We start from the raw sequence: 6,751 nt of genomic DNA, 5'->3' as shown, positions 1-6,751 counted from the left end.
TTGAGTGAATCACGTCAGTAGACGGTCGTCGAGGGCTATCCGCGCACAGGTCTCGAAAGGCACCCCCTCACGGGATATCGGCTCCGATCGGCCGATCGACATCCGCGCGCGATGGTTCGAGACGGCTGCTCGGCAGCCCCTCACCATGAGGCGCTTGTTATCAGGCGCCTTTCTCCGACCCCTCGTCCTGAGGATCGGCCGAAGGCTGCGTCTCGCAGGATCGCGCACGACGGCGGACCGTGGCGCGGGTCGGCTCGGTGAGTGCCTCGCGCCCGCCGACGCCACGCCCTCACGGCACGTCGAGTTGCGCGCGACGTTTCGTCCAGCCGCTCGCCACCTCCATCTCGGCGGCGAGCGACAGCAGCGTCGCCTCGTCGCCGGGGCGCCCGGTCGCCTGGATACCGAGCGGCAGGCCCGATGCGGTGACGTGGACCGGCAGCGCGATCGACGGCTGGCCGGTGACGTTGGCGATCGGCGTCCACGGCGTGAACCAGAACGATTGATCGAGCAGCTTGGCGAAGATCGACGGCACCCGCAGAAGCCGTGTCAGATGCAGCTTGTCGAGCACCTCCTCGAGGAAGAGGTCGATGCCCTTCGAATCCATGCCGCCGACCGGTACCGGCGGATGAGCGAGGATCGGCATGAGGACCGCGTCGAATTGCGCCGTGTCGCGGATGATGTCGATCGCCGCCTGGTCGAGCCGCGTCAGCGCGGCATTGTGTTCGCCCGCCGACAGCATCTCGCCGAAGCGTGAGATCGCCCGCGTCGGCCGTTCGAGGAACCCCTCCAGCCGTCGTCCCTGATCCGCCTCGAGCACCCGCAGAAGACCGGCCGAACAGCCGGCGACGACATGCGCGAAATCGGTGAGGAACGCCCGCCCGTCGATCGGCAGGCGGATCTCCTCGACCGTGTGGCCGGCATCGCGCGCCAGCGCCACCGCGGTGTCGAGCGCCTTCCACACCTCCGGGTCGACCGGCAACCCGAGCGGGCTCTCGCGCACCACGCCGAGCCGCAACCGCCCCGGACGGGTCGCCGCGGCCTGTGTGAAGCTCGTCACCGGCCTCTCCTGGCCGTAGGCGGCGACGCCGTCGCCACCCGCGAAGACATCGAGGAGGCCCGCACTGTCGCGCACCGATCGCGTCACCGCATGCTGGACGACGAAGCCGTGCCAGCCGTCGGTGACATAGGGCGTCAGCGGCACCCGGCCGCGACTGGTCTTCAGCCCGACGAGGCCGCAACACGCCGACGGCACCCGGATCGAGCCGCCGCCGTCGGAGGCGTGCGCCACCGGCACGATACCGGCCGCGACCACCGCCGCCGAACCGCCCGACGAACCGCCGGTGGTGTGGCCGGGGTTCCAGGGATTGCGGGTGATGCCGAACCGCGCCGTCTCGGTGACGAGGCGCAGGCCCCATTCCGGCGTCGTCGTGGTGGCGATGGTGACGAGCCCGGCGGCTTCGGCCCGTTCGAACACCGTCGACGACCAGTCGGCCCGGAACGGCGGGATGCGGCTGCCCGAATGGAGGTCGACCCCGGCGACCACCGCGCCGATGTCCTTCATGGCGAAGGGCACCCCGGCGAAGGGCGCCGAGCGGTCGACCGCCGCCGCCTTCGCCCGCGCCCGGTCGTAGAGCCGTTCGGCGATCGGATTGATCTTCGGCGCGAGGCGTTCGGCACGGGAGATCGCCGCTTCCGTGAGTTCGCTCGGGCTCACCTCGCCGGCCTTCACCCGCGCCGCCAGCCCCGTCGCATCCTCTTCCCACAACAGCCGCTCGATCGACATGCGCACCTCCGTACTCCGCGAGGAGGCTATCCGAGCCCGGCGCGACCGCAAGAGGCGATCGTCGGGGGCGGGACACCACACGTCGCGGGATCACCGCGCGACAGGGCCGAATTCGGTGAATGTGTCGCCACACTTTCTTGCCGTCATCCCCGGCGAGCCCGAAGGGCGAGGGAAGGGGATCCATCGATGGTTCCCCGAGTCGCGAGGTCGATGGGTCCCCTTCCCTCGCTCCGCTCGCCGGGGACGACGGCGCGGGTGTCTGTGTCGACAGCAGTGGATCGACATGGGCCCATCACATCGCCCTCACGGCCATCCTCCGTGCGACTTCGCCCCGACCTTGCGAAGAGCCGGTTCCCACATTCCGCCTCTGCGTGATTTTCGTCGCTCGCCCTCACCATCCGTGCCAGATTGCCGGCCCTGCCGCCCATCCCCTGTCGGAGCCCCGCATGTCCCTCGATCCCGCCGTCGCCGAAGCCCTCTCCCACGTCTCGACCGCGACGCTGACCACCGTCCTCCTCAAGAAGGGCCTTCGGAACGTCTGGATGCGCGGCGCGATGCCGCTGCGTCCCGGTCAGAAACGCCTCATCGGCCGCGCCTTCACGCTCCGCTTCGTCCCCGCCCGCGAGGATCTGGCGACCCCGGCCTCCTGGGGCTCGCCGATCTCCACCCGCGCCGCCATCGAGGCGATGCCCGAGGGCGTGATCGCCGTGGTCGATTCGATGGGGGTGAGGGACGCCGGCATCTTCGGCGACATCCTCTGCGCCCGCATGGCCAAGAAGAACGTCGCCGCGCTGATCACCGACGGCGTGGTGCGCGACATCGAGGGCGTCATGTCGACGGGCCTGCCCGTCTGGGCCTCCGGCGTCGCCGCGCCCCCCTCCGTCGCCGGCCTCACCTTCGTCGGCTGGCAGGAGCCGATCGGCTGCGGCGGCGTCGCCGTCTTCCCCGACGACGTGGTGGTCGCCGACAAGGACGGCGCGGTGCTGATCCCCAAGGATCTCCTCGACGCCGTCGTACCGGAAGCGGTCGAACAGGAACGCATGGAAGGCTGGATCATGGAGGAGGTCGGCAAGGGCGTCTCGTTGCCCGGCCTCTACCCGATGAACGCCGACACCAGGGCGCGGTACGAGGCCTCGAAGAAGTGATGACCAAGCTCGACGCGACCGCCTCCGGCGTCTACGCCATCGCCGCCACGCCGTTCCACGCCGACGGCCGCCTTGACCTCGAAAGCCTCGATCGGCTGACCGACTTCTACGTCGAGAAGGGCGCGACCGGCCTCACCATCCTCGGCATCATGGGCGAGGCCGGCAAACTCGAGATGGAGGAATCCCTCGAGATCACCCGCCGCGTCGTGAAGCGCGTCGGCGTGCCCGTCGTCGTCGGCGTCTCGGCCCCCGGCTTCGCCGCGATGCGTCGCCTCGCCCGCGACGCCATGGAGATCGGCGCGGCCGGCGTGATGATCGCGCCGCAGCCGAGCCTGCGCACCGACGACCAGATCGTCGGCTATTTCGCGGGAGCCGTCGAAGCAGTCGGCACCGACGTCCCCTTCGTCCTCCAGGACTATCCGCTGACGCTCTCCGTCCAGATGACCCCCGGCGTCATCCGCCGCATCGTCATGGACAACCCATCCTGCGTCATGCTCAAGCACGAGGACTGGCCCGGCCTCGAGAAGATCTCGGCGCTCCGCCGTTTCCAGAAGGAAGGGAGCCTACGCGAGCTCTCCATCCTCACCGGCAACGGCGCCCTCTTCCTCGATTTCGAGATGGAGCGCGGCGCCGACGGCGCGATGACCGGCTATGCCTTCCCCGACATGCTCGCCGACGTGGTGCGTCTGATGAAGGCGGGGGAACGCGACGCCGCCCACGACCTCTTCGACGCCCACCTGCCGCTGGTGCGCTACGAGCAGCAGCAGGGTGTGGGGTTGGCGGTCCGCAAATACGTCCTGATGAAGCGCGGCGCCATCGCCTGCGACGCCCAGCGCAAGCCCGGCTCGGCCCTCACCCCGGCAGCGAAGGCCGAGGTGGACTACCTCCTGGCGCGGCTGGCGAAGACCGACCCGCGGGCGACGCTCTGAGCCTCGCCCGCCGTCTTCGATGGAGACGCCGCGCTCAATCGCGGCAGATCCGCCGGCCGATCCGGCCGCGGGTCACCTCGACCATGCAGCCGAAGACCGGCCGCGCTCGGGTGCAGATACCGGTCGCCGGCCCCTGCGGCTTCGGTCCGAACTGCGCGGCCCGATCGCCTCTCGTGTCGTAGAGGCAAGTGCCTTCGCACTCCTGCCCGTCGCCGCAGGCGCGGCCGCCGTCGCGGGTCGGGACGGTGCAGATCGGTTTCGGGAAGAGCCCGGCGCGCGCCCATCGCCCGCCGACGGCGCGGCAGGCGCCTTCGCTGCGGGGAAGGCTCGGCTTGTCGCCGCAGGCGCGCAGAGGCTTGGCATGATGCGGCGCGTCGACCCCGACCCAGACTCCGGCGCGGCACTCCCAGAAACCGGCTGCCATCGCCGGAGCGATCGAGATCAGAAGGACGGCGAATACGGTCGCCGCCGTGACCGAACGGACGCTTCGCCTGATCATGGCGCGCCTCCGAACCACTGCGTTCGACCCGCCGACGTCGACGGACGCGGCGGTCTCGCGCGGACCCGAGTCTAGCGCGGATCTGGGCGACGCCCAGTCGTCTCGTCTACGGACACGGGACGTCGAGAGGTCGACGTCCTCTCGGTGCACCGCCCGGCTTCGGCGCGGCCCGAAGCGGCTTCACCACCTGAGCACCCGCCCGCCGACGGCCGCGCCGAGGCCGGCGACCAGGGCGGTGGCCAGCGTGTACCAGGTGGCGACGAACAGCGGGCTGTCGTCGGTGCAGTTGGCGGCATAGAAGAACGCCCCGATCCCGGCCGAGACGAGACCGACGACGGCCCCGGTCAGATGCGGCCGGGTCGGCGCGCCGTGGCGCGCGGCGATCATCAGCGCCGCGAAGGGCGCGATCGACAGGATCGGGATCAGCGCCAGGCAATGATACCAGTTGGTGCCGACGAGACGCCGGCCCCAGTCGGCCGAGGGCACCACCAGAAGCTCGGTGACCACCGCCCCGGCCAGCAGCGCCGCGACGCCGATCAGCGCCGCCGCGCCGAAGCCCGCCGCCGCGCCCGGCCGCACCAGCCGCGCCACCAGGACGAAGGCCGCCGCCGCGAGCGCCGCGCATTCGACGAACTTCAACAGGAAGCGCAGCGTCTGCGCCGCCGAGGCGATGTCGGGACGAGGCCCGATGGTGGCGAAGAACAGCGCCGCCGTCGCCGCCGTGCCGCCGAGCAGCGCCAGGACGAACCCCTGTCCGAGCGGCGCCGGCCTCACTTCGCCGTCGGCGATGAGCGCGCCGAGAAAGTCGTCGGTCCTCATGGCTCTCTCCTGTAGAGCGCCGCCAGCGCCTTCAATCCGCGATGCAGCGCGACGCGCACCGCACCTTCCGTCATCTCCAACCGCCGCGCCGTCTCGGCGATCGATCGGTCCTCCACGGTGATCGAGCGGACGATGTCGCGCTGGCGATCCCCGAGTTGCCCGAGCAGTCGATCGACGTCGCCGCTCTCCGTCGGATCCCGCTCGGCCGGAGCCGGCAGGATCTCGGCGAAGTCGTCGACCGGCAGGTCGGTCCGCCGACCGCGCCGCCTGAGCTGATCGATCAGCTTGTTGCGGGCGATGGTGACGACCCACGGCATCAGCGGCTGGGACATGTCCCAGGTGTGCCGCTTCAGATGGATCGCCAACAGTGTCTCCTGCACCACATCCTCCACGTCGCTCGTCCCGAGCCCGGCGCGGGCGAAGCCTCGGCTCGCCGCCGCGCGCACGACCGGGGTCAGCGCTTCGAGCAGCCGCCGATAGGCGGCCTGATCGCCACCCATCGCCGACCGCATCCAATCGGTCCACGTCGCTTCGCGGGCCTCCCCGCCGGTTCTCACGGGCATCACCGGTTCCAAGACGGCGGGTTCTCCATTCGTGCCTACGCGGGCAGGGACTGTTTCGTTACCGGTGATCCGCGGTCGATGACGCCTTCGTGAACACGACGCCTCCGACGATCACGAACACGTGGGCACCGTAACGAATTCCGGCGCCCCACCGAAGACCTCATCGAGACGGCCACGACGGACCGTCCATCCAGATGAGGAGATCACCAGATGAACCGCCGCACCGTCAATCTCGCCGTCCTCGGTTCCCTCGCCGCCGCGCTCGGCGCCGCCACCCTCGCCGCCACGCCGGCCGCCGCCGCCGAGATGGAGAAGTGCTACGGCGTCTCGCTGAAGGGACAGAACGACTGCGCCGCCGGCAGCCACGACTGTAAGGGCCACTCCAAGGTCGATTACGACCCGGCCTCCTTCAAGATGGTTCCCAAGGGCAGCTGCACCACCATGAAGACCCCGAAGGGCATGGGCTCGCTCACCCCGATGAAGATGTGATCCGCACACATGTCGAGTCGATCGGGCGGCTCCGCCCGATCGACGACCCGGGCTCCGGCCCCGAAGATCGCCGGCTCGGACGATCGGATGTCGCCCGCATCGACCCGCTCGCATCCGTGACCGCACCGACCTCCCCACACTTTCCGAATTCCGCGAACCGAAAGAAGGAAATCTCCATGTCTCGCACCATCGCCGCTCTCGGCGTCGCCGCCGCTCTCTCCGCCGCCCTCTCCGCCACCACCGTTCCGGCCGCCGCTCAGGATGCGCCGCAGGAGAAGTGCTTCGGCGTCGCGCTGAAGGGTGCCAACGACTGCGCCGCCGGCGCCGGCACCACCTGCGCCGGCACCTCGCGCGTCGATTACCAGGGCAACGCCTGGAAGCTGGTGCCCAAGGGCTCCTGCACCACCATGAAGCTGCCCGGCGACCGTATGGGCTCGCTCACCGCTCTCACCCGCGACGTGCCCAAGAGCTGAGAGTCCGTTTTGAAAATCACGGATGAGCGTTTCGCCTGAGGAGATTGCCAC

8 protein-coding genes are annotated in these 6,751 nt (G+C 70.1%); 4 read left to right on the top strand and 4 right to left on the bottom strand.

What is annotated here, in order from left to right; translation table 11 throughout:
- Nucleotides 1–289: 289 nt before the first annotated feature.
- Nucleotides 290–1,783, bottom strand: a complete 1,494-nt coding sequence (locus V7Q42_RS21095) for an amidase (RefSeq protein ID WP_333826241.1) — start codon at nt 1,781–1,783, stop codon at nt 290–292.
- A 446-nt stretch (nt 1,784–2,229) separates the two neighbouring features.
- On the opposite strand from V7Q42_RS21095, the gene V7Q42_RS21090 reads away from it, so the two are divergent.
- Together V7Q42_RS21090 and V7Q42_RS21085 are read left to right on the top strand one after the other, a co-directional pair.
- Nucleotides 2,230–2,928 (top strand): ribonuclease activity regulator RraA, encoded by a 699-nt coding sequence (locus tag V7Q42_RS21090; RefSeq protein WP_333826240.1) that lies wholly within the window; start codon nt 2,230–2,232, stop codon nt 2,926–2,928.
- Entirely contained in the window at nt 2,928–3,857 is a 930-nt protein-coding gene (locus V7Q42_RS21085) for a dihydrodipicolinate synthase family protein (RefSeq protein WP_333826239.1), read from the top strand. The genes V7Q42_RS21090 and V7Q42_RS21085 overlap by 1 nt, the downstream gene beginning before the upstream one ends.
- A gap of 34 nt (nt 3,858–3,891) precedes the next feature.
- Here V7Q42_RS21085 and V7Q42_RS21080 read toward each other — a convergent pair whose 3' ends face one another.
- From V7Q42_RS21080 to V7Q42_RS21070, 3 genes are all read right to left on the bottom strand, one after another.
- On the bottom strand, nt 3,892–4,356 hold the full coding sequence (locus tag V7Q42_RS21080) for a hypothetical protein (protein WP_333826238.1): 465 nt from the start codon (nt 4,354–4,356) through the stop codon (nt 3,892–3,894).
- Nucleotides 4,357–4,536: 180 nt separating this feature from the next.
- Nucleotides 4,537–5,175: an NrsF family protein gene (locus tag V7Q42_RS21075; protein ID WP_333826237.1), complete on the bottom strand. Its 639-nt coding sequence runs from the start codon at nt 5,173–5,175 to the stop codon at nt 4,537–4,539.
- Nucleotides 5,172–5,738 carry a sigma-70 family RNA polymerase sigma factor gene (locus V7Q42_RS21070; protein WP_333826236.1) on the bottom strand — a complete coding sequence of 189 codons (567 nt, stop codon included), beginning with the start codon at nt 5,736–5,738 and terminating at the stop codon, nt 5,172–5,174. Before V7Q42_RS21070 ends, V7Q42_RS21075 begins: the two co-directional genes overlap by 4 nt.
- Before the next feature lie 210 nt (nt 5,739–5,948).
- Here V7Q42_RS21070 and V7Q42_RS21065 point away from each other — a divergent pair, with 210 nt between their 5' ends.
- Together V7Q42_RS21065 and V7Q42_RS21060 are read left to right on the top strand one after the other, a co-directional pair.
- Nucleotides 5,949–6,227 carry a BufA1 family periplasmic bufferin-type metallophore gene (locus V7Q42_RS21065; protein WP_333826235.1) on the top strand — a complete coding sequence of 93 codons (279 nt, stop codon included), beginning with the start codon at nt 5,949–5,951 and terminating at the stop codon, nt 6,225–6,227.
- Between the two features lie 176 nt (nt 6,228–6,403).
- Nucleotides 6,404–6,700 carry a BufA1 family periplasmic bufferin-type metallophore gene (locus tag V7Q42_RS21060; RefSeq protein ID WP_333826234.1) on the top strand — a complete coding sequence of 99 codons (297 nt, stop codon included), beginning with the start codon at nt 6,404–6,406 and terminating at the stop codon, nt 6,698–6,700.
- Nucleotides 6,701–6,751: the final 51 nt, after the last annotated feature.

Origin of the sequence: Pinisolibacter sp. (assembly GCF_036782435.1) — a bacterium.
Classification (GTDB): Bacteria; Pseudomonadota; Alphaproteobacteria; order Rhizobiales; family Ancalomicrobiaceae; genus CALBKH01.
The sequence above is the reverse complement of the archived record's forward strand: the minus strand, read 5'-3'. Positions and strand labels throughout refer to the sequence as shown.